The sequence below is a fragment of the Pseudolactococcus yaeyamensis genome, from assembly GCF_054658615.1.
Window position 1 is genome coordinate 1 of the sequence record NZ_BAAGGP010000040.1, and the last position, 25,096, is coordinate 25,096.

Sequence of the window (25,096 nt, forward strand, 5' to 3'; positions counted from 1 at the left end):
TTTCTAACGAAAGATAACCTTTCAAACTATCCTCGAAAACTTTGCCAAACTCCTCAATCTCAACGAAGGTATCTGCCTCAACTAGTGTACCGAGCAGCACGAGTAACAAAATATCACTAAGTTTATGCTTTACTTTTATCGCTTGGCGCGGATCTGTGACGCTTTCTAAATACGCGTAGATTTCGTACATCATGAACTCCCTTAATAGCTTTTCTTTTACTTTAACATAAATAGAGATACTAGGGAACTATTTATTTCATGCGTTTGTCGTGACTGAGCAGTCCTTTTTTTACAGAAAATTTTCATTTCAATAGCTTTCATCTTTTGGCTTTAAGTCATTTCATCAACGCCATGAAAAAAAGCCTACATGATTTGTAGACTTTTCTCTTAAAATCACAGGAGACTTAGTTTGTTTCAATCAGACCGATATTGCCATCTTCTCTGCGGTAAACAATGCTAGTCGCACCTGTTTCACCGTCTGTAAAAATGAAGAAATCATGATCAATCAAATCCATTTGAAGCACTGCTTCTTCAGCGTCCATTGGTTTCAAATCAATGTTTTTAGTCCGAACAATCTCGATATTTGCTTCGTCGATTTCTTCTTCTGGTGTCAAGTCAACAAAGGTATCAAAGACTTTACCAGTTGCAATGTGGTTGCGTTTCTTTTGCACTTTTGTTTTGTATTTGCGAATTTGACGTTCCAATTTTTCTTGAACCAAATCAACTGAACCATACAACTCTTGAGAGGTATCTTCCGCACGAAGTGTAATGTTTTTAGCTGGAATTGTCACTTCAACTTTTGACGTTTTTTCAGCGTAAACTTTAAGATTAACGTGGGCAGTCAGCTCTTGATTTTCAGTAAAATACTTTTCAAGTTTGCTGATTTTTTCTTCAACGTAGCTGCGGATGCTGTCTGTTACTTCGATGTTTTCACCGCGAATGTTAAATTTAATCATAATAGTCACCTCTTTATCTTTTATATTTTTATTATACCGTGAAAACGGGGTTTTCACAAATATTTAACAATCCATTTTTCTTTAATCGATCACCGTAATCGTCAACTCACCCTTTGAAACACCCACTGTGACAGTGTTTTCTGCCTTAATCTCGCCTGATAAAATTTTATCTGATAAGGGATTTTCCAATTTTTTCTCTAGCGCTTTTCTAATCGGGCGAGCACCATATTCTGGCTCAAATCCATTTTTGGCGATCAGCTGATAGGCATTCGTTGATAATTTTAGGGTGATATGACGAGCTGCCAAGCGTTTAATCAAAGGCTTAGCCATGATTTTCACGATGTCTGATAATTCCTGCTCAGAAAGTGGGTGGAAGACGATGCTCTCATCGATACGGTTGAGAAACTCTGGACGATACCGTTTTTTCAACTCTTCTAAGATTCTAGACTTCATGGCGACGTAGTCGCTCGAGGCATTGGCTGCCCCAAATCCGACCGTCTTATCGTCGCGCAGAGAAGTCGCTCCCAAGTTACTGGTCATGATAATAATCGTATTGCGGAAGTCGACCTTGCGCCCCTTACCGTCTGTGATGAAGCCGTCATCAAGGATTTGGAGCAAGAGGTTAAAGACATCTGGATGAGCTTTCTCCGCTTCGTCAAATAAGACGACGGTATAAGGTTTGTTGCGAACCTGCTCGGTTAGCTGGCCGCCCTCGTCGTAGCCGACATAGCCGGGAGGTGCCCCAACTAAACGACTGGTATTGAATTTTTCCATGTATTCGCTCATGTCGATGCGAATCATGCTGTTTTCATCGCCGAAAACAGTCTCTGCCAAAGCTTTGGCTAGCTCTGTTTTCCCAACACCGGTAGGTCCTAAGAACATGAAGGAACCCATCGGGCGTCTATCATCTGAGATGCCTGATCGGCTGCGACGAATGGCACTGGCAACAGCGGTAACGGCCTGACTTTGACCGATAACCCGTTTGTGGAGTTCTTTTTCAAGATTGACCAAGCGGGTCATCTCGTTTTTAGTCATCTGTGTGACTGGCACACCAGTCAAGTTAGAGACGACCGCAAAGACATCTGACTCACTTACGCGCACTGACTGTTTTTTAACGGTCAGTTTTTCACGTTTCGTATCGAGTTTTTGCAGGTCTTGATTGATGTTTTTAGCTAGGACAAAATCTTGATTGATAATCGCCTCTTGTAGCTGTTCATCAAGTTGTACGGCTTTTTTATCTAGCTTGCTTTGCTCAGATAGATTATTTTTAGCCGAAATTTTAACCGCTGCCGCTGCTTCATCAAGTAAGTCAATGGCTTTATCCGGCAGTCTACGACTTGGCAGATAGCGAACGCTGAGCTGAACGGCTGCCTTGACCGCATCTGGATCAAATTTAACTTGATGATAAGTTTCAAATTTGCTTTGCAGGCCTTCTAGAATAGCAATAGATTCGTCTACTGACGCTTCTTCGACCGTAACTTTCGCAAAGCGACGTTCTAAGGCAGCATCTTTTTCGATGTATTTTTGGTACTCGTTAAAAGTCGTCGCACCAATCAGCTGAAACTCGCCACGCGCGAGTGCAGGTTTCATAATATTTGAGGCATCCGTAACGGAATCTGTACCGCCACCAGCACCAACAATCGTATGCAATTCGTCAACGAAAACAATTGTTTTTGCGTCTTGGCTGACTTCATCGACAATAGCTGTCATGCGGTCTTCAAATTCCCCACGGAATTTAGTACCAGCAACGACATTGGCGATGTTGAGTGACATGAGTCGTACGCCTTCCATATTCGCAGGGATATTGCCAGCAATCATACGTTGCGCCAGACCTTCGATAATGGCAGATTTACCAACACCGGGCTCACCAACAAGAACCGGATTATTTTTCGTACGACGACTCAAAATATGAACCACGCGCTCAATTTCCTTATCACGTCCAATCATCGGGTCAATGCGACCTTGTCTGGCATCTTCAGTCACGTCACGCGCCACTGAATCAAGGGTCGGTGTGATACTTGTCGCCGAAACACCTGATGCGATGTCTCGTTTCCCCATTGGTGTGACAGCTTTTTTCATTATCTTTTTAACGTTCATATTACCAAGCTCAATCAAATCTTTAACGATTTCAGTAATCTTGATTTTATGGAGTTCTAAGATTTTCTTGGCAACATTGTCATCATCTGTCAAAATCACATAGAGAAGATGCTCAGAACCTGTTTCAGCCAAATGATTTTGTGCTGCAAGTGCATCCGCTTCAAGTAAGAGTTGTTCTACCTTAGGTGAAAACTGAATACTTTGAATTGCTTGTGTTTTCTCAGGTAATTGATGCTGTTCGATTTCATCAAGCGCCATCTCAATCGTCACATCGTGGTCTGTTAGAATGTTTTGGCCAAAACTATCGTTGCTCGACAAAATACCCGCCAAAATGTGTGTGGTTTCTGCATAGTCATAACCATTTCCTGCCGCAAAAATGCGAGCAGTCTTGAGAATATCTTCAAGTAGGTGTGTATAATGTTGTGTCATTTATCGTTATTTTCCTTAGTTATAGGGTCACAAGAGACTGGCTGTGTACACCTTTAGTCCATCTTATCCAGTCGATGAATCATTGAGGTTAATAAAATAGCGCGTTGTAAGTCTGTCACGACCGGATGACTTAGCGTTGCAAGCAAGAGATTGCCTTCACGTTCTGTCACAATTTTTTCATTGAACATCAACTGCATGAGATCTTGTACCCTGCTGATGGTCATTTTTTCCGGCATTTTATTCAAAATGTCCATTAAGAAATCATGCGCATCAGAATATTGAATTCTAACAATTCGAATGTAACCGCCACCGCCACGTTTACTTTCAACTTCAAAGCCTTTTGGTAAGGTAAAACGTGTCTTAATGACATAGTTAATCTGACTCGGCACAACGCCAAAATGTTCTGCAATTTCTGAGCGTCGAATTTCAATTCCCGCTGCCTGAGCAAGCAACTCCTTGAGGTACTTCTCTATCATATCTGATGTGTTTGTCACAATTTCTCCTTTCTGCGATTTCACGAAGTAAAATCTTGAAACTTGACCTACGCTAACGCTCCGCCCAAGCTGGGTCATTCGAGAATTATACTCAGTTAAGTAAAGAAAGTAAACAAAATTTTTGAGATATTTTTCGTCAATTCGAGCCGTACAGGCGTACGTCAAGACTCGTCAACGAAGAAGTGACGGAAAATAGCCAAAAATGTTTGCTTTATTTGCTTAGCTGAGTATAATGTCCGTTCAAAGTCTTTCTGCGATTTCACTTCGTGAATTCTTGAAACTTGACCTGCGCTAACGCTCCGTCCAAGCAATAACAGTCACTCAGCATTGGTCAATAAAGATTGCTTAATCATTTGACAATTACTAACTCATATTTGATATTGTTTCTGACCTTGTTTGACCATTGTATCATTTTTTTGAGTGTTTTGCTACTTTCAAGCCTCTTAAAACCTCTTGTAAAAGGGCTTCGCTTAACTGCTTGATTCATAAAACATAACACTCACATACTTTGTATTCAGACAACCCCTATCTATTGTCGAACGATCTATATCTAAACAAACAAAAAACCATCCTCTAATTTAGATGGCTTTATTGTGTTTATATCTTCTAACAATTACTTAGAAGATACTTTGATAATTTCCACCTCCATTTCACCAACTGGCAACGGAATCGTGACTTTATCACCGGTTTTACGGCCAATCAGCGCTGCCGCAATGGGAGATTCATTTGAAATTTTACCATTGAAGGGATCAGCCTCAGCAGACCCAACAATTTTATAAGTTTCTTGTTCATCTTCGCCAATTTCAACAAAAGTAACCGTTTTGCCAAGTGCGACTTCATTGCGTTTCACACCGGCATTGTCAACAATCTCAGCGTTACGAATCATCGTTTCTACTGTTGCAATACGACCTTCAACGAAAGCTTGTTCATCTTTTGCTGCTTCGTACTCCGAGTTTTCTGATAAATCGCCATAAGAACGTGCGACTTTAATTCGTTCAACAACTTCCGCACGTTTAACGAGTTTGAGATTGTCTAATTCTGTTTCTAATTCTTCAAAGCCCTCACGGGTCATTTGATAGTTTTTTGTATCTACCATAATCTAAGATGTTGAGTCACTGATTGTGGGCACGTCTAACACGATATCAATAACCGTTACGCAGTCACAAGTAATGAAACTCATCTCCTTTCACTCTTTTAAATTTAGTCTTATTGTGCTTCTTCTGTGTCTGATGCTACCAATTTGTCATTAACATATTTTTGGACATTCACATCATGCTCAGCCTGAGTTTCTGAGAAATAAACCTTACCAGTCGTGACATCTGCCACGAAATACAAGTCATCATTATCTGTCGGCTCCACCGCAGCCCTGATTGCTGACAAACTTGGATTGGTCACAGGGCCCGGACCATAACCAGGATGAAGATACAAGTTAAACGGTGAGTCTAACGCTGTGTTCACTGCTGCGTCCTCAGCCAAGGTCGTTTTTTGCCCCAACTTACCTTCAGCATAAAGAATCGAAATATTTGAGCCTAATGCCATGCCTGTCTCTATCCGATTATAGAAAACTTGTGCGACATTACGCCGATCAGCGTCATTATTGGCTTCTTTTTCCGTCAATGCTGCGATGGACAAGACTTCATTTACTGTTTTATTCTGTTCTTTAATTATCGCATAGTAAGGCTGTAGATTTTGATTCATCACAGCAATCATTTGTTCTACGACTGATGTCATCGTTGAATTTTTCGTGTATTCATAAGTTGCAGGGAAAAGATATCCCTCTAACTGATACTTCACACCAGAATCACTAGCTGGCAATGACTCGAAAAGCTCTGGGTAAGTCGTTTTCATCTGTGCGATAAAAGCAGGATCTGTCACAACTTTCAAGAATTCTTCCTTGCTAAATGGCGTCTTATCCTTATCCGACTTCGTCAGAACATTGTCTGAAATCTTATCCGCCATCTGTTCAATGGTGAAGCCTTCAGGAATCGTTATTTTGCCAAGAATCGGTTCAACAGGTTTCTCTGTTCCACCTTCTTGTAAAGTTTTCGCAATCTCTGTTAGTGTCATGCTTGGTGACAGATTATAAAACCCTGACTTAAAGCCAGTCAGACTTTTCAATTTCGTATAGTATTGAAAGGCTGTCGCATTCTTGATAATATGATTTTTTTCAAGAATTTGACCAATTTCCTTGCTTGCAGCACCTACAGGAATTTCAACCGCCTTAGTCGATTTATCCGTCAAACTATACGGCTGAATTTCGCTCTTAACGAATCTATAACCTAAAAAGCCAGTCGCAGCACCTACGATAAATAACAAGAGGACAACGATTGCAATAATCTTGCCAGCCAATTTTTTTGATTTTTTCTTGATTGAACGCGTCTGGTTTTCTTGGGTTTGACGTGTCACTTTTTTGATATTCTTAATTTCTGCTGTATCCTCTACCAAAGTATCTTGTGCTGTTGCTTCAAAAGCCGTACTTGAGGCACGTCGCTTTGGCATAGCAGAAACTTTAGATTTTCTAGGTGATACGATGGCATCTTGAAAGGCTGTCTCTGATTCTGCTGGCCATTCTTTTGATGACCGATTCGTACCAACACGTGACTTGGACTGATGTTCAGCATTATCAAACACATCATCACTGGTCAAATCAGGTTTGTTTGATGTTTTTTTAGGCGCAGAAAACCCCGTCTCAGATGCGACATCATCAAGAGATTGACTGGCCTCTTCTAATTGGCGGAGAATTTTTTCCTTAAATGTCTCACGCTCAATTTTTTCCGTATCTTTTTCTACCAAATTAACAATCTTCTACTTTCGTATGACACACTCGTCTAGATTTCTCTAGTTAGGTGTCATGAGTTATCATTTTAGATTATACACGAAAATCCTTGAAAATCAAGTATTCAATAAAAAATATGGATTTCTCCATTATTTTTCAGTGACTAACTCATCGTCATCTTCGTCTTCGTCATCATCTTCGTCAATGCTATCAACCTCAGCATCGTCAATATCGACTTCTTCAAGCTCAACGTCAAAGGCTTCAACTTCATCTTTTTCGTCATCTGGATTTTCATCATCATAAGTGACATCCGTATCCGTGATATCATCATCGTCTTCGGGGTCATCATCACTATAATCAATGTCGATGCCATCTACTGCAAAAGCATTCACTTTTTTACGTTTTTTCTTAGGACGTTCGCCTTCTTCATCCAACTCATCAAGAGCAACAACTTCTTCGTCAATCTCATCAATCGCATACCATGAGCGTAGAGCCCAGACATTATTACCGAGTGGGATGAAACTACCATCTGTGTTTAACTCAGTATAAAAGCGAGACAGACGTTCACGGATTTCACCGTCTGATTTTCCAAGATAGTCTTGGATATCATTGACAAGGACATTAAAGTCCATTTCCTTGCCTTTTTCTTCCAACATCGCGTGTGCGACTTCAATCATCGAAAGTTCTGACAAATCTTGATTTGCAAATGCTTTAATTTTCAATTTTTTATCTCCATCAAACAAAGTATAGGGTTACCTCCCGACATTATGTCAGAGATAAGCTATCAAGTTTACTATCACTATTTTACCATAAGATTAAGGATTTTAGTAATGCATGAGCACTTTATAGGCATAATCGCCAATTTTTTCACGGCCGTTGAGGTCATCTAGCTCAATCAAGAAAGCACAACCTGCGACAATCCCACCCAGCTGTTCAATCAATTCAATCGTCGCTTTGACTGTCCCACCTGTTGCTAATAAATCATCTACAATCAAAACACGTTGCCCCGATTTGATGGCATCTGCGTGCATGGTCAAGGTATCAAAGCCGTACTCTTTTTCGTACTGCGCTTCAATCACTTGACGTGGTAATTTACCCGGTTTTCTAACAGGTGCAAAGCCGATGCCTAATTCAAAGGCAACGGGACACCCAACGATAAAGCCACGGGCTTCAGGTCCTACAATCATGTCGATTTGTTTATCTTGCGCATATTGCACAATTTCGCGAATCGCATAGCTATAAGCATTGCCATCAGCCATCAAAGGCGAAATGTCACGAAATTCGATCCCTTTTTCGGGATAGTCAGGAATTGTTGCAATATAATTTTTTAAATCCATGTTATTTCTCTTTCAATTTACGATAAATGTCAGCGACAGGCGATAAAGCAAAGAAAGCCTGTTGCTTGACTAATGCTTGTAGCGCTTGATAAATTTGGCTCTCTAAAATCTCACGTTTGGCAGCGGATTGATTGACAGTCATCAGACCATCTTGAATCGTTACAAATCCCAACTCTTCAAAAATCTGAACCATTTTAACTAGTAAAATATCAGGGATATTCAGAAACTCAGCTAAGTTTTTTAGTTTATAGCGCACATCAAATTCTGGATATTGATAAATCGTCTTATAAAACTTAGCAAACTGGTCACGCGTGCCGCCACCCGTTAGATAATAGGCTTGCTTGATTTGATTTTGGAAATAAATCGCTGTAAAGTCATGTTCAGCAACGATTTTTTCTAACCTAGCTAAGCTATCCGCATCATTAGGTGTTTCCGCAATCACCAGAACCTCACTCATTATAGCATGATTTTCCGATTCATTTGTGAAAATAAAGGCATTTTCTGGAATTTGTGTCTGATTTTGCTGATTTCTCAGGTCAATCAACTGGCTACCTTCAACTCGTGCATCTATAATCATCAACTGAACAGATGTATTACCATTCCAAGTATTGACTGATAAAGTCACTGCAAGGTCTGGTGCTGTCTGCTCAAAATCAAGTGTCTCCTGACCATGACCGAAATAAATCGCTTCTAACTGGGTTTTGTCTTGTTGTATTTTTAATTTAAGATGGCCATTTTGTTGCCCCATTGCACGGCTTTGAATCACCTGATAATCACTCACCAAAAACTGAGGTTTAGGATTTTCCTGACCGAATGGTGCTAACTGAGAGAGTGATTTGATTGCCTCTAAAGTCATATCCGATAAAGCGATTTTGTCATCCAAAATCAACGTATTTTTTTCAGACATATCGATTTTATTTTGTTGAATAAAATCAGCGATGACAGCCTTAATTTCAGGTAGTTTTGCTAACTCAAAGGTCATGCCAGCTGCTTGGGCATGTCCACCAAAAGCAAGTAATAAATCACGATGATGTGTCAAAGCTTCAAAGATATTGAAGGCAGGAATTGAGCGAGCTGAGCCTTTTAAAGTGCCATTTTCTTCTGACAACATGACAATCGGCTTACCTGTTTTTTGCAGTAATTGCCCTGCGACAATCCCAAGCACACCGGGATTCCAGCCCGTCTGATAAATAAACTGAACTGGACTATCATCCAACTGACTTTCAGCCTCTTGCATCATCTCAGCCACAATCGCTTTACGCTCAACATTTTTCTGGTCAATCATTTCGGCAATTTGACGGGTCTCATCTTCATCCCAACCTGTCAATAATTCGATAGCGGGATTTGGGTCGTCAATGCGCCCCAAGGCATTTAGTCTTGGCGCAATTTGAAAGCCTATCGTTTCTTCGGTGATATCACTTGACTCAATCCCTGCGACTTTGAGCAAGGCTTCAAGACCAATACGCTCAGTATTTTTCAGAATTTCTAAACCAAATTTGACTAAAATTCGATTTTCATCAGTGAGTGACATCATATCGGCAATCGTGCCAATGGCAACCAAGTCGAGCATTTCTGAAGGGACATATTCTAACAAAGCACAAGCGACTTTAAAGGCAACACCACATCCTGCTAATGCTTTAAATGGATACTGCCCATCCGGATGTTCTGGATGAATAATGGCGTAGGCATCCGGTAACGTTTCTGGTAGTGAATGGTGGTCGGTGATGATAACATCACAACCACTTTCTTGGGCGTAAGCCACCGCTTCTTGACCGGCAACACCATTGTCCACCGTAATAATCAGACCAACCCCTTCATTTTCGATGAAATACTTATAAACATCTAAATTCGGACCATAGCCGTCGGTAAAACGATTCGGTAAATAAACCAGACTTTCGGCACCTATTTCATCTAGTGCTGTTTTCATAATACTCGCACTCGTCATGCCATCCGCATCGTAGTCGCCATAAATCAAGATTATCTCTTGATTGGCAACTGCCTGACGGATACGCTCGACTGCTCGGCTCATGCTATAAAACAAGAACGGATCATGCAAATTTTCAAGTGACGGATTTAAAAAGGTTGTTAAGTCTTCTTCTGTTCGAACTTGACGTTTCCAAAGTAATCTAGCTGAAAGGTCATCTAGTTTTTGTTTTTTGACTAACTTGACAAAATCATCTGACGGTTCATCCGTATTGATTTGCCAATCATAGGTAGGTGTAATCATTTTAGATTAAAAAACCTCCGCGTTATTTTATCTGCTAGACTTGGAAAATTCATTGAAAAAATGCGGGCCAAGTTTAGCTGCCAAGGTAAATTTAATTCTCGCTTATTAGATTCGAGATGGTGAACAATTTTTTTTGCAACAAATGTTGCAGTCACCGCATTTTTCCCAACTTTTTCCAGATAATCAGGGTTGGCGGCATGAAATTTTGTTAAGACAGGACCAGTATTGACGACCAGCACCTTAATATTGGCATCAGCGACTTCTTGACGTAGTGCATTTGAAAAGCCACGGACTGCAAATTTCGTTGCCGCATAAGTGGTCGTTTTTGCTGTCGCCATGTAGCTTGCCATAGACGCCATATTGATAATCTGACCTGATTTTTGAGCTATCATATCTGGCAGAAAAGCACGTGTAATGTACATCGTAGCTAAGACATTAATATCAAACATTTGACGCATATCATCAATATGGTCGGACAAAAATGGCTTAAAATAACCATATCCCGCATTGTTAATCAGAACATCAATCGCCCCAAACTGCTCTGAAATATGTTGACACGTCACATTTACAGCCGTTTCATCTGATAAATCGACTTGATACAGGTGCTCAGAAATATCTGTTAGACTGCTGACATCTCGCGATAATAAAATTAAGCGATAGTCCTGAACCTGATTGGCGATTTCACGTGCAATATCACCTGTCGCACCTGTTATCAGCAAATTTTTCATGGCTGAATCACTTCTTCATACAAGTCTTTGACAACATAACTATTCTCAAAAGTCTGTTTTGCCTCTTTAACAAGCTGTGTCACTAAAGGACCAACATAACGAGCTGAGATGTGTGTCAGTAACAAGCGCTTGACATGCGCTTGTTTGGCAACCTCAGCCGCTTGTTGTGTCGTCGAATGACCATGACTTCTAGCAACTTTAGCCTCATTAGCTTCGTAAGTCGCTTCATGGACAAGTACATCACTACCAATTGCCAGGCGAATCGCTTGGTCTGTCTGGCGTGTATCCCCTAGTATCGTCACCACACGGCCTTTTTTATCTGGGCCTATAAAGTCTGCAGCTTTAATCAATTCACCGTTGATTTCAATATCTTGACCATTTTTTACCTTGCCAAAAAGTGGTCCAAAAGGAACACCTGCTGCTTTAAGCGCTTGCGCATCTAGCTCGCCTTTTTTGTCTTTTTCAACGATGCGGTATCCCATACAATAAATCGTGTGATCGAGTGTCGCCATGTGGACTTCGAAGGTTTCGTCTGAGTAGATTTTACCGGCATGACTGGCGTCTAGCTCATGAAAATTAATCCGATAGCTGAGCTTACTGCCTGATAGTCTGAGCGAGGTCATGACATAGTTTTTGATGCCGACTGGCCCGTAAATATCTAGATTTTGCGGTTGATCGTCTGAAGAAGACGTCTGAAAGCTCCGACTAGACAAAAAACCGGGCAGACCAAAAATATGATCGCCGTGCAGATGCGTGATAAAAATTTTCGTAATTTTTCGTGGGCGAATGTTCGTTTCTAAAATCTGATGTTGGGTCGCTTCACCACAATCAAATAGCCAGATTTCATTACGCTCTGCAAGCAATTTTAGCGCAATCGACGTCACATTTCGCTGCTTGGCTGGTTGCCCAGCACCAGTGCCCAAAAATTGTATTTCCATGGTTTCCTTTCGCTCTTCAAGCTTATAACACCTAAAAAATCAGCTAAATATTTTTTAAGGTGCCCTTATAAAAGAAAAAAATCCGTCCTGAGGGAATCGAACCCCCATCTCAAGAACCGGAATCTTACGTGATATCCATTACACTAAGGACGGAATTTTTGTTTGACAACTACTATAGTTTAACAAATTTTCCGCTAAAAGGCAAAAAACTTCTCCTAGAAATAGAAAAGTTTCTTTAAATGTAGCAAATTATAATATATTTGATTTCGAAAAATCTATTTTTTTAACTTTACTATAATAGAACAAGGTAATAAGTTTGATAAAAACAGCTACCATAATAAGCATACAATTTAATTTAATCATTTGTATTGGCAGTTTAAAACCAAATGTAAAGACAATTGTTGCAATTGGTAAACCAATAGACATGATAGCACTAATAAGGGAGAAAATTCTACCCTGTAATTGACTAGGAATTTCCGTCACATACCAGACTTGTAAAGGGATATTAAAATAACTTTCAACGATAGAAATTGTAAATAATATGACACCAATAAGAGTAACTACTAAAAATTTAAATTTAATAAATGGGATAAATGCAAGTCCTAGAATTAAGAAACTTACCTTAACCATGTTTTTTATGATAGATGTTAAAGGTCTCTCTTTTTTCTTCTTAGCTATTAAAAAACCACCAACTATTTCCCCCACTGCCATCGCCGTCATTAAAACACTATAGATTAAATTCGGCATCTCTAAAATTGATAAAACAATAATAGGAAGTGAAAGATATAGTACTGTATCCATCGCATTTTCAATTGTTGCAAGCAAAACAAGTGCTTTAAGATATGGTTGTTTTTTAAACCATATTAATGCAAATTTAAACGAGTTATCCATTATGGTTTTCTGTGTTATTTCACCATCTGGTATCGTGAATTCAAAATTCAAAAAACACACAATGATAAGTGCAATAATTTCAGAGATGATTTCAAAGAAGATTAATTGTTCTATCGTTAAAATGCCAAATAGGACACCCCCAAATAAAGGGGATAAAATACTTGATAAAGTTGCTGCAATTTGTTGATAAGATTTCATTTCTTGCTGATGTTCAGCGAGTACAAAGTGAATACTACTTGAAGAAAGCGCCATTAAGTTAAACTCATCAGATACTTTCAAAACAATAATTAATAAAACACTTGCTAATATCAATGATTTAGAAACCGTACTACTATAAACCAAGAAAACAAAGCTTGCCATAATAGAGCTAACTTGAGCCATAATAACAATTTTTTTATGTGAATAACTGTCAATTATCCACCCAACAACAGGAGATAACGAAATAATGACGATTGGAGAGATTATAAGATTTAAAGCGAATACAATAGGATCATCATTTTGAGCAAAAAGTTTTAGTGTTAATGCAAAGATAAAGACACTACTCCCAAATTGCGAAACAAAAGTCAAGATAACACGTGATAACATTTGAACCCTTGATTTTTTTTCAATATTTTTCATTCAATCTCCAGTCTAATTAAATTATTTCCTTGTAATAATTTAATTGATTTTGTTAAATTCGCTAATACCGTATATGGATCTTCTGCTGAAAAAAAGGACAAAATTTCTACTAAAGATTTATGTTGTGACAATTGTCCTAAAACATAAAATGTAAATTCTGATAAATAAAGTCTACTATTTTTACTAAAAACGTAGTAAACTTTAGGATTATGTTGTATGATACTTGTAGAAAAATCTACTGTTTGATATTTACGTTTCTTATAATTTAAACTTTGAATAAGAAAATCTTGCCAATCTGTTACTTGTATTTGGGTCATAAAGAAACCTCGTAGATATTTGAAATAATAGTGTCTGTTTTTAAAGCATTTTTTATGATTTCTTTAAAGGTTACATCGCGATATTTTGTAAGTACCGTCTGCCATAAATTAACACTTAACTCAGTTGTAATATTTCCAACAATATACGGTAGACATGAATCAATTTTAACACCTCCGCGATGATTGACTAGAAACCAATCTGGCTCAATTTCTGAATAATTTTTGTATGCAAATAATACAGAGCTTGTAACAATAATATTTAAAAAATCATCATAAACATTCTTCAAACTATTTAGTTTTTTTCGAACATTTTTTTCTGATTCATCATTTAAAATTAGATGATTGCTATCCACAATACTCCTTCCAAGTTTAACTGCTGGACCTATAGTTAGACTATGAGCACCAATTGCTACAGACAATTCAAATAAATCCTCTATCTCTAAAATATTTTGTGTTGTTACCGTGCTTGCTATACCTAATTTAAAACCATGATTAACAATATTTATACACGCATCAATCGATTTTTCCCAAGAACCTTCAACTATTCGAACTATTTCATGACTAGCTTTATTTGCACCATCAAGAGACACTTGAAATTCAATTGGATTTTGAAATTGTTGTAACTCTTTCAAAAATTTATCTGTGATAAAATAACCATTTGTCATAATTACCACTTTAGTTAGCTTATTATTTTGCTGGATTTTCTCTATTATTGATAACAATACTTTTTTCCTTAGTAAAGGCTCTCCTCCAGAAATATTAATATTTGATACTGAATATTGAGTTAAAAAATCTTCAAAAAATTTTATCCAAACTTGGTCAGAAATATCATATTTCCCAATATCTCCAGAAGAGTTGTAACAATGTTTACAGACCAAGTTACATTTCCCTGTAATCTCTATTTGAAGTCCAATCGGCTTCTCAAATGCTATTTTTTTCATTAATCGTCTCCCAATCAGACAAACAAAACTTACGCAAAATTTTAATATCAAACTCTGATATTTCATCAGGTAGCTGCACCCTGTTTTTTAGAATTCGACATTTCTGACACATTCCACCAATAGAACTGTTAAAAATATTTTTCCTAAAATTTCCATGACTCCTACTTGAAAAATAGTCACTCATAGTTTTAGATTTCAAATTTCCTAGTTGAAATTCGTCATTAAGTAGCATACAACATGGTGAATAACTACCATCACTAAGAATACATGTCTCATTTTTAAACCACGGTTTAAGACATTGAAAAGGAAGTTTTGCTTTTAAAGCTCGATATAATAAAGTTGTCTCTCCAAATTCAATTTTTTCAACTGTTGAAAGTGAACTATTAACAGTTGGAAAAGTGATAAACTTTTTTTTAACATAATGAAATAAAGGATTTTTATTTGCTAAAAATTTTAGTTTTTGTTCGTCTTCTTGATTATTTTTTAAATCTATTCTTTGTAAATAAATTGTTTCAATATTTTTTATCTTAAGAGCTTGTTCTCCAAGTTCAATTAAGCAATCTATTGATTTTTCAAGGTGTTCTTTAGAGATTCCACCTCTTATTTCTGATAATTTCATTGATTCTAACGAATCAAAAGATATTGTCAAGTTTGATAGTTTTATATTATTAAATTTAAAAAGTTCTAAATTTAATAATGAAATAAGATTTGTTGAAAAGGAAGGCTTAATACCATACCTATTTGCTAAGGATATTTTCTCAAAAATATTTTTATCTAAGAGTGGATCTCCAAATACATGAAAAGTCAATTTTTTAGCTTTAGATATCTGGGATAAAAGATTATCTAAATCTGAAAGAGAAAGTTCCCAACTCACTCTCCTTTGCTTTTGATTACTTTTAGGACAAATTTGACAGTGATATGGGCATCTTGCTGTAGTTTCTACATAGCCTACAGTATCTACTTGATTTTCAAATGTTTTCTCCAATATATAAAACGCTCTATTTTTATATTGATTTATTTTCTTTTTATGAACAAATAACCACTCTAGGTTATCTTTGGACATATTAATTAGTTCAGTTAAACTATTAATATACATACTTTCTTTTGGTTCAAGCAGACTTCCTAATTTAAAACCCGATTTTTCAGGACTTATTGTTGCAAAAGGTGATAAATAGTAAGATTCACACATTCAAAGCTCCTTAATTACAGGTACAATTAACATTTTTATTGATGCTATGCTCTTTAATAATATAATTATCAGAGGAAAATGTATAATACTTGTTTATCATATTATCAATCTCTTCTGAAATGAAAAGCGAAGTAAACACATCAATAATAATTTTCTCATTCATTAATTCCCCAGTAACAAAAGAGGCACTCCTTGTATTTGGAGCATTATTTGACAGACTGATAACTTTTGAAAAAACACCTTCTGTTTCCTTATCTAATTGTTTTTCTAAACAGAACCAACATGCTGAATGTGACTTTGGAATATAGAGTGGTCCAACATTTTGATAGTGTGAAGTAATCAATGGTATATTGAATTCAACAGCAAAATGGCTAACCCATTGATCAATTTTTCCCTGTGGTGAATCAGCAGTATTCACTATTAAATCAATCTCACCTTCTATAATTGTGCCTAAATTATCTGAGCTGACAAATTCTTTGATTCCTAAAAAGTTACTCTCAGGATAAAAATTAAAAATAAACTTAGCTAAAGCATCCACCTTGTAGCACTCTTTCCTAGCCTGTAAATCTGTATAATATATTTGACGTGTCAAATTACTTACTTCCACTTTATCAGCATCTATACAAACGATGTTTTTACATCCCATTGCCGAAAATTTAACGCAAAGATTACTACCTAGCGCACCAGCACCAATTATAACAATTCTTAACGACTCTAGTCGTTTCTGAATTTTCTTTTCTTCTCCAAATCTTTTTAAATAAAGCCCCTGTGCAAAGAAACGGCTATTTTCTTCCTCAATAATTTTATCTGAAAATTGCTCAATGATTCTTTGTTTTTCTAACAATCGTGTGACTTCATTATACTCCTGAGACTTTTTCGTATAGATACCCTCCTGTGATAATTGTTCAAAAACATCTAATAATTCCTTATTTTGAACTGCCTTATCAAATATTAAATATTTCTTTTTTTCATTATCAACTAAAATAAAATAAAATCATTGCCTGTATCAACTAATGTTCTAAGTGGTGTTAATCTATATCTCAACATTGCTATCCTCTCTCGTATTAAAAGAGCCAAGGAAAATTCCTAAGCTCTTTACTTTTTTAATTAGTTAAAGCGCGGTTCATGACAAGTGTATGCCACATCAATTTCTTTGAAGTTTAAAATTTCAACTTCAATTTTTTCATTTGAAATGTTTTTTTCAATATTCATAACTTGATTTCATTTTTTATTTTGGGATTAACCTAACTTAATAGTGGCTATCCATCCCTATGTAACTTATTCTATCAATTTTAGAAAGCGCTGTCAATATATAGTTTCAATTTTCTGTATATTTTTTAAAAATAAAAACTGATACACATGTTATCAATTAAAAAGTGGCTATTCCGTATCAAAACGCCAGATGTCGTCTTGAGTTGCAAGTTGCATTACTCTACGAAATTCTTAATTTTAAGATAAATAAAATTTTTGAACAAGTATAGTACTCAAATGTAATAACAATAAATTGATATTATACATAAAATAAAGTTCGGATTTCATCATAAAAATCCGAACTTTTACATTTTAAAATATTAGCTTCTCTTTTTCAGAATAGATTTAATTTTTAGCCTTAAGTGCCGTCAAAATTTGCGTCCGAATATCTTCGATGCCATCCGGTTGACTTGGTAAGAAGACGGATGAGTTACCATTATTAGCAAATTGGTTCAAGGTGTCCAAATATTGGTTGGTTAAAAGAATCGACATGATTTGATCTTCGGAAATATCCACGCCAGTATCTTTCATTTCCTTGATTGACAAAGCTAAGCCATCAACAATTGCTTTACGTTGTTCAGCAATCCCGACCCCATGCAAGCGATCTTTTTCAGCATCGGCTTCAGCCGCTGTGACGATTTTGATCTTATCTGCATTGGCAAGCTCTTGTGCTGCGACACGTTTACGCTGCGCCGCATTGATTTCATTCATGGATTGTTTGACTTCGGCATCTGGTTCAACTTTAGTAATCAAAGTTTTCACGATGATATAACCGTAAGTTGACATTTCTTCAGCCACTTGACGTTGGACTTCAAGGGCAATCTCATCTTTTTTCTCGAATAATTCATCCAAGGTCAATTTCGGTACACTTGACCGCAAAGCATCTTCAATGTAAGATTTAATTTGCTCACCCGGATTCATCAGCTTGTAATAAGCATCTGTCACGTTCTGCTCATTCACCCGATACTGCGTCGCCACCGTCATTTGAACGAAAACGTTATCTTGTGTTTTCGTTTCAACGTTCATGTCGTTTTGGAGCAAACGGAGCTGCACGCGCGCAGCAATCCGGTCAATGCCGAAAGGTAGTTTCAAGTGGAAACCAGAATTTGCAATCGTCGTAAACTTACCAAAGCGTTCAATAATGACGACACTTTGTTGTTTCACGACGTAAAACAAACTCGAAAGACTCGCCAAAATCACAATGATAATGATGAGTAAAAAAATAAGGAATACTGCTGTCATTTTAAACCTACTTTCTGAATATACAATGAAAATGTTCTACGAGAAAATTGTACCATTTTTTTATTGCAAACGCTATTATTTAATCGTTTTCTGTACTGAGCCAATCCATCTGCGATATTCAAGGCGGTTATCTTGATATAGTCTGCATTTTCAGACTTGGTCGTGAGGGCATCTAAAGCAACTTCCGCACCAAAATCACCAAAGTCATGGGCAATCATCGTGATTCGTCCTTCCTCTAAACAAATGACATACTGGGGAAACAGCTGTGCGATTTCAAACAAGAGGTCGTCTGTCAGCCGTTCATCAGAAAATTCACTAAAAATAATCGCTTGTCCAGCAGCATTTTCATAGGCAAAACCAAAAGATTTACCTGATAAGTTCAAGCGAATAAAGCGAAAAGTTGGCACATGGCTCGCGCCTTCTAAGTCAAAACTGGGTGTCGCCGAAAAACTCTTAAAAGTCGTTGACAGTTCTAAAAAGTAGTCTGTCGCCACTTCTGGCCCTTGTTTTTGATACAACTCTGCAAAATAAGCATTAATCACGCTTGCCGGCGGACAAATATAAGCTAACTTCTCCTGCGCCGTTTCCAAAGTTGCCAAACGATTGGTCAATAAAACCCGATCCATGGCCATAAAACCGCCTGATTGAATCGCTAACTCAACATAGTCCATCTTCTACTAACCTCCATTTCTCCCGCTCAGAAATACTCCCTGACACATGATAAATTTCTGTCTCATCTTCTGCGACCACAGCCTCAATCAAAGCAATTTTTCTAAGCATTGGCAAGCGATACGCTGCCTCATAAGGTAGTGCTAGTTCAAAAGGTACAAACAGTTCCTTAATTTTAGCAATAATAGCCTGACGCAGTTGCTGAACTCCCGCCTCTGATTTAATCGAAATCTGAACATTCGGCAAAATAGTTGGCGCAAAATCATCTGCCAAATCCAATTTGTTATAAACAGTCAAAATCGGAATAGCCGACATTTCCAAATCTTTCATGATGCTTTCAACAACATCCTCATGAATCTTATGATTAGAATCTGACGCATCAATCACGTGTAGCAACAAATCAACGTTTTTCGACTCCTCAAGGGTCGATTTAAAGGCCTGCACTAGCTCCGTCGGTAAATCTTGAATAAACCCAACCGTATCGGTCAATGTGACTGTAAATTCATCTTGTAGTGAAAAGTCCTTGGTCATTGCATCCAAAGTCGCAAATAATTCATCTTGTTCATACTGAATTTTTTGCGTTAAGGCATTGAAGACTGAGGACTTTCCTGCATTGGTATAACCGATTAATCCCAATTTAAAGATACTTGATTGATTGCGTTTTTGACGGCTATTTTCTTGGACTTTCTCAGCCTTTTTAAGCTGTGCTTCGATGATTTCAAGGCGGTGACGAATATGTCTGCGGTCTGTTTCCAATTGACTTTCACCTGCACCACGTGAGCCAATACCACCCGCTTGACGACTGAGTTCTAATCCCTTACTTCCTGACAAACGTGGCAGTAAATATTTCAACTGTGCCAATTCAACCTGTAACATGCCGACGTGCGATCTCGCTCTAAGGGCAAAAATATCTAAAATCAACTGCATCCGATCAATGACTTTAACACCTAGAAAGCCTTCCAGATTGACATTTTGTCGCGGGGTCAATTTTTCATTAAAAATGACCGTATCCACTTCATCAGCTTCTAGATTGTCTTTGATTTCTTGGAGTTTACCAATCCCGACCAAGTATTTGCCGTCTAGTCGTTCTTTCTTTTGCGTGAAAACTGTCGTGACAACAGCACCAGCTGTCGTTGCTAGACTGGCTAATTCTGTCATAGATGCTTCAAAAGTCTGATGATTGTCAAAGATTTCAACACCGACTAGGACAACTTTTTCTTGCATTTTTTCAGTTTTTATCATCTAAAAACCTTTCTATTTTTCGCTCAATCTGCTCTTTAAAATCTGGTGCCAAAATATCCTGAAAATCAACAGCCATCCTATTTTTAAACCAGGTGATTTGTCGCTTGCTATAACGTCTCGAATTTTGCTTGACCGCTTCAACTGCTGTCTCTAAGCTAATCTGTCCTTCAAAATATGGGAAGAACTCCTTGTAACCAATGGCACGTGACACCTGCGCGTCTTTAAAACGGGCATAAAGCATCTTGGCTTCATCTAACAATCCTGCTGCCATCATCAAGTCAACCCGATGATTGATTCGTTCGTATAAGACCGAACGCTCGGTATTCAACCCGATGATTAAAAAGTCATAATCTGATTTTTTATTTTCTAGCTGCTCATCAAATTGAGCAATTTCTAAAGCTCTAATCGCACGACGACGATTCAATTCTGGTATCTCAATCTGATGTGCATCAAGTCTTTCAAACAGTTGTTCATCTGTTAATAACTCTAATTCTTCACGCAAGGCTCGCATCTCCTCATGGTGACCCGCACCACCCAAATGATAACCTTCTATCAAGCTTTGCAAGTATAGACCTGTCCCACCCACAATAATCGGCAATTTGCCACGTGATAGTATATCAGCAATTGCTGCATTAGCTTGGCTTACAAAATCATGCGCACTAAATGATGCTGTAAGCCCACGCACATCAATCAAATGGTGAGGCACAGCAGCCTGCTCGCTTTCTGTCGCCTTAGCCGTTCCAATATGAACTTCTCGATAAACTTGTTGACTATCGCCATTAATAATTTCGCCATTATACTTTTGGGCAATATTGATTGACAAGGCCGTTTTACCTACTGCTGTCGGTCCTGCAATGATTAAAATTTTATTTTTTATCAATTTTTTCACTTTTTTCATTTTTTTTGTTATGATTAAATTATAGCATATAACTTAGGAGGATTTTCAAATGGAAAAATTTGGTAAAGGTATCATTACTGGTATTGTTGGAACACTCGCTGCAACTGCTGCCGGTATCTTCGCCATCAAGAAAACAATCATTGACCCAGAACTTAAAAAGGAAGCATTCATCAATGATAATCGTCGTAAAGCTGCACGTAAACGTGTATCACATTAATTGATATTAAAAAGGGCTACCAAAACCATTTGACAGTCCTTTTTTGTTAGCTTATTTTAGTCAGTCAGTTTGTCAGAAACTTTTTCTACGGTTTCAACGACTTGCGTTGTTGCTTCTGAAACTAATTGATCTGCTTTGGCAGAAATCTCATCCGCTTTTTTAACCAAATCTTCTTGCTCTAATGCCAGTGTAAAATCATCTTCTGCTTCATCTGCTTGCTCTGAAACTGTCCCAGTAAGGTCGTTCATTTTATCCGCGATTTTTTCTTTTGTCAGTGCTAAAAAATCCAGTACTTTTTCTTTTGACAATTCGCCTGAATCAATTTTAGCTTTAATGTCATCTTTTTTCGCGACTAGAAAAGCTGTTGCCTTTTCAGCTGAGATATCCCCATTATCGAATTTTTCTCTGATGTCATTGTATTTCTCAATTGAAAAATCAACCAATTGACCCGATTTTTCATCATAAAAATTAACTGCTGTATCTTTGACCTCGTCAAATTTAGCTTTAGGGTCTTCTTTATAATCTTGATAAAACTCTTTAACATCTTGACGTAATTTTTTGCCTTCTTTTGGCGCTGTCGCCAATGCTGCGGCAGCACCTGTCAAAGCCCCTAAAATTGCACCTACCAAAAAACCTGTTTTTTTAGCCATTATTCTTCTCCTTTTTGCGATTTTAATTCGTAAACTCTTAAAACTTGACCTCCACTGGCGCTTCATCCAAGCAGGGGCATTTGCGAACATACTCACTCAAGTATGAAATCAAGACACAAGATTTTGTGCTAAGATAGACAAATCAAGTAAAACATTCGAAAGCGTATAGGTATACCGTAAAAATGTTTGACGATGAGTTGGCTATCTTAGCCGAAAGCTATTTGGATTTTGTGCTTGAAGGAGTATGGTGGCCACTCAAAGTCTTGAAGACGATTGATTTCAATCATTACTTTAAAAATCTAGAATTATCATGTTAGACTTTGAATTAATCTAATGTCATACCCTACTTTTTTTTCGATTAAAAAATTTACCAGCACCACGTCCCAAGGTAACGATAGCCGTTGCTTTTCCAGCATTGGCTGCTTTCCCTTTGAAACGTGCTGCAAAGGCATTACCTGAGCGATTCACTTTAGAGATACTTTCAGATAAGTCAGCAATAGCCGTAAAAAGTGGATCAATCGTGACAATTTTACTATTCACATCATCAAGCAAGGTGTTGGTCTTCGCCATCAAGATATCTGCTTGCTTGAGTAAAATATCTGTATCCTGTGTGACGATGGCAACTGTTCGATTGACCTCATCAACCGTTTTCATGACCTTGATAATTAAAACGACCAAGAAGAGCACCAAGACCGCTACGGCAACAGCAATGATGATCAATGCAATATCTCCCATATCTACCTCTTTTCTAAATGTGTTACTTTTGCTTTCCTTGAATATGATGGCAAGCCAATGTAGCTTACCATGACCATGTTCAAAAATGACAATGCCTCTATAGTGAATTATAGCAAATTACGGCTTATTAAGGAAATATTTGCTCATGTTGTGACTGATCAAAATGAAGATGAATCCGACGACAACTAAGAAGAGCGATAGGGCTTGCGATACACGTATCGATCCCAGCATGAGGCTATCGGTCCGCAGCCCCTCAATCACGAAACGTCCTAGACCGTACCAGATGAGATAGAAAGCAACCATATCCCCTGATTTTAGGAATTTAAGCCGATGGCGGAGACACATGACGAGGGTAAAACCGATAAAATTCCAAGAGGATTCATAGAGAAATGTCGGCGTACGGTAGCTGTTGTCAATATACATTTGATTTTTAATAAAACTAGGCAGGTAATCTAATGAATCGACTGCTTTGCCAAAGGCTTCTTGGTTAAAGAAATTACCACAACGCCCTATGGCTTGCGCGACCAAGACACTAGGTACGGCAACATCTAGAAAATCAAGGGGGGCGATCATTTTATAATAAGAAAAGATGAAGAGGGTCACGGCACCAGCAATCAAGCCACCATAAATGGCGAGACCGCCATGCCAGATAGCAAAAATTTCACCAGGATTCTGACGATAAAAATCTAAATCAAACAAGATATAATAAAGTCGAGCGCCAATGATTGCAATTGGAAAAGCGATCAAAATAAAGTCTAAAATGTCATCTGGTTTGATTTTTTTACGTGGCGCTTCTTTCATCGCCAGCCATACAGCCACAACAACGCCCGTGACAATACACAGGGCATACCACCGAATTTCAAGTGGCCCAAGTTTCAATGCGATTGGATTGATTGCTAAAAATAATTGTCCCATCTTACGAATTCTCCGCAATCAAATTCGACAGACGTTCTTCAAACATTTTCGTGGCATCAAAGCCCATATTTTTTGCTCGGAAATTCATGACTGCTGCTTCAATAATCACAGAGACATTTCGCCCGGTTGTCACTGGAATTTTAACTTGTGGTACAGCAACGCCTGAGAAATCAATGGTCGTCTCACCATTGCCAAGACGGTCATAAGCATTTCCTTTTTCATATTTTTCCAAATAAACGCTTAAATCAATCCGAGAACTGTCCATGACAGCGCCAGCGCCAAAAAGACTCATAACATCAATAATCCCAACACCACGCAGCTCAATCAAGTGGCGTAGAATTTCAGCTGGCTCACCTACAGCAGTAAACTCATCTTTTTGATAGACATCAACGCGGTCATCTGCGACCAAACGATGTCCTCGCTTGATCAGCTCTAAACCAGTCTCAGACTTCCCAATACCAGATGAGCCTTGAATGAGGACACCCACACCAAAAATATCCATGAGCACACCATGAACTGTTGTCCGCGTTGATAATTTTTCATCTAAAAAGGCTGTAATCGCTCCATTGAGACGACTAGTCGGTTCTGTTGATTGTAAGAGAATCGTATCACGTTTTTTGGCCACACAAATCATTTCGTCTGGTACTGCCAAGCCCCTCGCGACAATAATCGCAGGCGTTGCATCCGTCACAATATTTTTCAGTAAATCATAGCGATTATCGCCGATGACATTCTGAACATAGGACCATTCCTTCATGCCAAAAAGTTGAATCCGTTCTGGTGTGTAGTATTCTAAGTAACCCGTCATTTCCAAGCCTGGACGAGTCACATCAGAAGTTGTGATTTCCTTTTTCAGTGCAGTTTCCGACGTGTAAATCACATCGAATTTAATTTTCCCAAGTAATTCAGCAACTGTGATGACCATGATATATCCCTTTCTGTGCTCCATGTGATACTTTTCATCTTTTTCTGAATCCTATCAGACAAAAAATGACTTGCTTTTATTATATCAAAAAATATAAGAAAACGCTTCACCTGTGCGCAGATCAAGCGTTATTTCAACCGAAATGTTTGCCTTTAAAATTTTGACCAATCGTCGTCATCATCAAAAGGTGTCACATCCTTCATTCCCGAGTTTGACAGTTAAAACTAAAAAATACACCCCCAAAAGCTATTATATCAAGGGATATGATAGTTTTTTACAACTTCACGCTTGTTGTAGACGGTTGGTTTTGATATAATATAAATATGGCATTTGTAAAAGTAACTAAAAATCGTGAAGGCACACAATACGTGACAATCGTTGAAGGTTATCGTGACGGCGATAAAGTCAGACATC

General features: G+C 37.9%; 25 protein-coding genes and 1 tRNA gene. 1 reads left to right on the forward strand and 25 read right to left on the reverse strand.

What is annotated here, in order from left to right; genetic code table 11:
• From ACYQ21_RS08805 to miaA, 21 genes are all read right to left on the reverse strand, one after another.
• The coding region (locus ACYQ21_RS08805; RefSeq protein ID WP_460057667.1) for a transposase family protein at positions 1–190 on the reverse strand (190 nt) is incomplete at its 3' end.
• Between the two features lie 214 nt (positions 191–404).
• Positions 405–956 carry a ribosome hibernation-promoting factor, HPF/YfiA family gene (gene hpf / locus ACYQ21_RS08810; protein ID WP_460057670.1) on the reverse strand — a complete coding sequence of 184 codons (552 nt, stop codon included), beginning with the start codon at positions 954–956 and terminating at the stop codon, positions 405–407.
• An 81-nt stretch (positions 957–1,037) separates the two neighbouring features.
• A complete protein-coding gene (locus ACYQ21_RS08815; protein ID WP_460057673.1) occupies positions 1,038–3,482 on the reverse strand; it encodes an ATP-dependent Clp protease ATP-binding subunit in 2,445 nt (814 codons plus the stop codon).
• 53 nt (positions 3,483–3,535) lie between these two features.
• Positions 3,536–3,979, reverse strand: coding sequence for a CtsR family transcriptional regulator (locus ACYQ21_RS08820; RefSeq protein ID WP_460057734.1), 444 nt, complete (start codon positions 3,977–3,979; stop codon positions 3,536–3,538).
• 610 nt (positions 3,980–4,589) lie between these two features.
• A complete protein-coding gene (gene greA, locus ACYQ21_RS08825; protein ID WP_460057676.1) occupies positions 4,590–5,072 on the reverse strand; it encodes a transcription elongation factor GreA in 483 nt (160 codons plus the stop codon).
• A gap of 110 nt (positions 5,073–5,182) precedes the next feature.
• Complete coding sequence (gene mltG / locus ACYQ21_RS08830) at positions 5,183–6,769, reverse strand: endolytic transglycosylase MltG (RefSeq protein ID WP_460057678.1); 1,587 nt, start codon at positions 6,767–6,769, stop codon at positions 5,183–5,185.
• Positions 6,770–6,901: 132 nt separating this feature from the next.
• Complete coding sequence (gene rpoE / locus ACYQ21_RS08835; RefSeq protein WP_460057681.1) at positions 6,902–7,474, reverse strand: DNA-directed RNA polymerase subunit delta; 573 nt, start codon at positions 7,472–7,474, stop codon at positions 6,902–6,904.
• Positions 7,475–7,576: 102 nt separating this feature from the next.
• Entirely contained in the window at positions 7,577–8,089 is a 513-nt protein-coding gene (locus ACYQ21_RS08840) for an adenine phosphoribosyltransferase (protein WP_460057690.1), read from the reverse strand.
• 1 nt (position 8,090) lies between these two features.
• A complete protein-coding gene (gene recJ, locus ACYQ21_RS08845; protein ID WP_460057693.1) occupies positions 8,091–10,316 on the reverse strand; it encodes a single-stranded-DNA-specific exonuclease RecJ in 2,226 nt (741 codons plus the stop codon).
• Positions 10,313–11,044: an SDR family NAD(P)-dependent oxidoreductase gene (locus ACYQ21_RS08850; protein WP_460057696.1), complete on the reverse strand. Its 732-nt coding sequence runs from the start codon at positions 11,042–11,044 to the stop codon at positions 10,313–10,315. Before ACYQ21_RS08850 ends, recJ begins: the two co-directional genes overlap by 4 nt.
• Entirely contained in the window at positions 11,041–11,982 is a 942-nt protein-coding gene (rnz, locus tag ACYQ21_RS08855) for a ribonuclease Z (RefSeq protein WP_460057699.1), read from the reverse strand. Before rnz ends, ACYQ21_RS08850 begins: the two co-directional genes overlap by 4 nt.
• 81 nt (positions 11,983–12,063) lie before the next feature.
• Positions 12,064–12,135: transfer RNA gene (locus ACYQ21_RS08860), tRNA-Arg, on the reverse strand.
• 96 nt (positions 12,136–12,231) lie between these two features.
• The gene (locus ACYQ21_RS08865; RefSeq protein ID WP_460057702.1) at positions 12,232–13,491 is read right to left on the reverse strand and encodes an MFS transporter; all 1,260 of its coding nucleotides are present in this window, start codon (positions 13,489–13,491) and stop codon (positions 12,232–12,234) included.
• Complete coding sequence (locus ACYQ21_RS08870; protein WP_460057705.1) at positions 13,488–13,808, reverse strand: hypothetical protein; 321 nt, start codon at positions 13,806–13,808, stop codon at positions 13,488–13,490. Before ACYQ21_RS08870 ends, ACYQ21_RS08865 begins: the two co-directional genes overlap by 4 nt.
• Complete coding sequence (locus ACYQ21_RS08875) at positions 13,805–14,749, reverse strand: radical SAM protein (protein WP_460057708.1); 945 nt, start codon at positions 14,747–14,749, stop codon at positions 13,805–13,807. Before ACYQ21_RS08875 ends, ACYQ21_RS08870 begins: the two co-directional genes overlap by 4 nt.
• Positions 14,730–15,938, reverse strand: coding sequence for a radical SAM/SPASM domain-containing protein (locus tag ACYQ21_RS08880; RefSeq protein WP_460057711.1), 1,209 nt, complete (start codon positions 15,936–15,938; stop codon positions 14,730–14,732). Before ACYQ21_RS08880 ends, ACYQ21_RS08875 begins: the two co-directional genes overlap by 20 nt.
• A 10-nt stretch (positions 15,939–15,948) precedes the next feature.
• Positions 15,949–16,782 carry a ThiF family adenylyltransferase gene (locus ACYQ21_RS08885; protein WP_460057714.1) on the reverse strand — a complete coding sequence of 278 codons (834 nt, stop codon included), beginning with the start codon at positions 16,780–16,782 and terminating at the stop codon, positions 15,949–15,951.
• Between the two features lie 752 nt (positions 16,783–17,534).
• A complete protein-coding gene (locus tag ACYQ21_RS08890; RefSeq protein WP_460057717.1) occupies positions 17,535–18,431 on the reverse strand; it encodes an SPFH domain-containing protein in 897 nt (298 codons plus the stop codon).
• Positions 18,428–19,102, reverse strand: coding sequence for a hypothetical protein (locus ACYQ21_RS08895; protein ID WP_460057720.1), 675 nt, complete (start codon positions 19,100–19,102; stop codon positions 18,428–18,430). The genes ACYQ21_RS08890 and ACYQ21_RS08895 overlap by 4 nt, the downstream gene beginning before the upstream one ends.
• Positions 19,089–20,342, reverse strand: coding sequence for a GTPase HflX (hflX, locus tag ACYQ21_RS08900; protein ID WP_460057722.1), 1,254 nt, complete (start codon positions 20,340–20,342; stop codon positions 19,089–19,091). The genes ACYQ21_RS08895 and hflX overlap by 14 nt, the downstream gene beginning before the upstream one ends.
• Entirely contained in the window at positions 20,329–21,222 is an 894-nt protein-coding gene (miaA, locus tag ACYQ21_RS08905) for a tRNA (adenosine(37)-N6)-dimethylallyltransferase MiaA (protein WP_460057724.1), read from the reverse strand. The genes hflX and miaA overlap by 14 nt, the downstream gene beginning before the upstream one ends.
• A 67-nt stretch (positions 21,223–21,289) precedes the next feature.
• Between miaA and ACYQ21_RS08910 the strand changes: the two genes are divergently transcribed.
• A complete protein-coding gene (locus ACYQ21_RS08910; RefSeq protein WP_460057726.1) occupies positions 21,290–21,457 on the forward strand; it encodes a DUF3042 family protein in 168 nt (55 codons plus the stop codon).
• A 56-nt stretch (positions 21,458–21,513) separates the two neighbouring features.
• Here ACYQ21_RS08910 and ACYQ21_RS08915 read toward each other — a convergent pair whose 3' ends face one another.
• The 4 genes from ACYQ21_RS08915 to hprK all read right to left on the reverse strand — a co-directional run bounded on the left by ACYQ21_RS08915 (position 21,514) and on the right by hprK (position 24,682).
• The gene (locus tag ACYQ21_RS08915; protein ID WP_460057728.1) at positions 21,514–22,107 is read right to left on the reverse strand and encodes a YtxH domain-containing protein; all 594 of its coding nucleotides are present in this window, start codon (positions 22,105–22,107) and stop codon (positions 21,514–21,516) included.
• Between the two features lie 336 nt (positions 22,108–22,443).
• Entirely contained in the window at positions 22,444–22,842 is a 399-nt protein-coding gene (locus ACYQ21_RS08920; protein WP_460057730.1) for a DUF948 domain-containing protein, read from the reverse strand.
• 117 nt (positions 22,843–22,959) lie between these two features.
• Positions 22,960–23,757: a prolipoprotein diacylglyceryl transferase gene (gene lgt / locus ACYQ21_RS08925; protein ID WP_460057732.1), complete on the reverse strand. Its 798-nt coding sequence runs from the start codon at positions 23,755–23,757 to the stop codon at positions 22,960–22,962.
• A gap of 1 nt (position 23,758) precedes the next feature.
• On the reverse strand, positions 23,759–24,682 hold the full coding sequence (gene hprK / locus ACYQ21_RS08930; RefSeq protein ID WP_460057736.1) for an HPr(Ser) kinase/phosphatase: 924 nt from the start codon (positions 24,680–24,682) through the stop codon (positions 23,759–23,761).
• Positions 24,683–25,096 lie beyond the last annotated feature (414 nt).

What these genes read in the sequence shown, in the direction of transcription:
- hflX (WP_460057722.1), bottom strand. Translation starts at nt 20,342, where the DNA reads ATGATAAAAACTGAAAAAATGCAAGAAAAAGTTGTCCTAGTCGGTGTT.
- ACYQ21_RS08840 (WP_460057690.1), bottom strand. Translation starts at nt 8,089, where the DNA reads ATGGATTTAAAAAATTATATTGCAACAATTCCTGACTATCCCGAAAAA.
- hprK (WP_460057736.1), bottom strand. Translation starts at nt 24,682, where the DNA reads ATGGTCATCACAGTTGCTGAATTACTTGGGAAAATTAAATTCGATGTG.
- rnz (WP_460057699.1), bottom strand. Translation starts at nt 11,982, where the DNA reads ATGGAAATACAATTTTTGGGCACTGGTGCTGGGCAACCAGCCAAGCAG.
- lgt (WP_460057732.1), bottom strand. Translation starts at nt 23,757, where the DNA reads ATGGGACAATTATTTTTAGCAATCAATCCAATCGCATTGAAACTTGGG.
- ACYQ21_RS08895 (WP_460057720.1), bottom strand. Translation starts at nt 19,102, where the DNA reads ATGGACTATGTTGAGTTAGCGATTCAATCAGGCGGTTTTATGGCCATG.
- ACYQ21_RS08850 (WP_460057696.1), bottom strand. Translation starts at nt 11,044, where the DNA reads ATGAAAAATTTGCTGATAACAGGTGCGACAGGTGATATTGCACGTGAA.
- ACYQ21_RS08915 (WP_460057728.1), bottom strand. Translation starts at nt 22,107, where the DNA reads ATGGCTAAAAAAACAGGTTTTTTGGTAGGTGCAATTTTAGGGGCTTTG.
- ACYQ21_RS08890 (WP_460057717.1), bottom strand. Translation starts at nt 18,431, where the DNA reads ATGACAGCAGTATTCCTTATTTTTTTACTCATCATTATCATTGTGATT.
- hpf (WP_460057670.1), bottom strand. Translation starts at nt 956, where the DNA reads ATGATTAAATTTAACATTCGCGGTGAAAACATCGAAGTAACAGACAGC.
- ACYQ21_RS08815 (WP_460057673.1), bottom strand. Translation starts at nt 3,482, where the DNA reads ATGACACAACATTATACACACCTACTTGAAGATATTCTCAAGACTGCT.
- ACYQ21_RS08875 (WP_460057708.1), bottom strand. Translation starts at nt 14,749, where the DNA reads ATGAAAAAAATAGCATTTGAGAAGCCGATTGGACTTCAAATAGAGATT.
- ACYQ21_RS08865 (WP_460057702.1), bottom strand. Translation starts at nt 13,491, where the DNA reads ATGAAAAATATTGAAAAAAAATCAAGGGTTCAAATGTTATCACGTGTT.
- greA (WP_460057676.1), bottom strand. Translation starts at nt 5,072, where the DNA reads ATGGTAGATACAAAAAACTATCAAATGACCCGTGAGGGCTTTGAAGAA.
- recJ (WP_460057693.1), bottom strand. Translation starts at nt 10,316, where the DNA reads ATGATTACACCTACCTATGATTGGCAAATCAATACGGATGAACCGTCA.
- ACYQ21_RS08920 (WP_460057730.1), bottom strand. Translation starts at nt 22,842, where the DNA reads ATGGGAGATATTGCATTGATCATCATTGCTGTTGCCGTAGCGGTCTTG.
- ACYQ21_RS08870 (WP_460057705.1), bottom strand. Translation starts at nt 13,808, where the DNA reads ATGACCCAAATACAAGTAACAGATTGGCAAGATTTTCTTATTCAAAGT.
- ACYQ21_RS08880 (WP_460057711.1), bottom strand. Translation starts at nt 15,938, where the DNA reads ATGTGTGAATCTTACTATTTATCACCTTTTGCAACAATAAGTCCTGAA.
- ACYQ21_RS08910 (WP_460057726.1), top strand. Translation starts at nt 21,290, where the DNA reads ATGGAAAAATTTGGTAAAGGTATCATTACTGGTATTGTTGGAACACTC.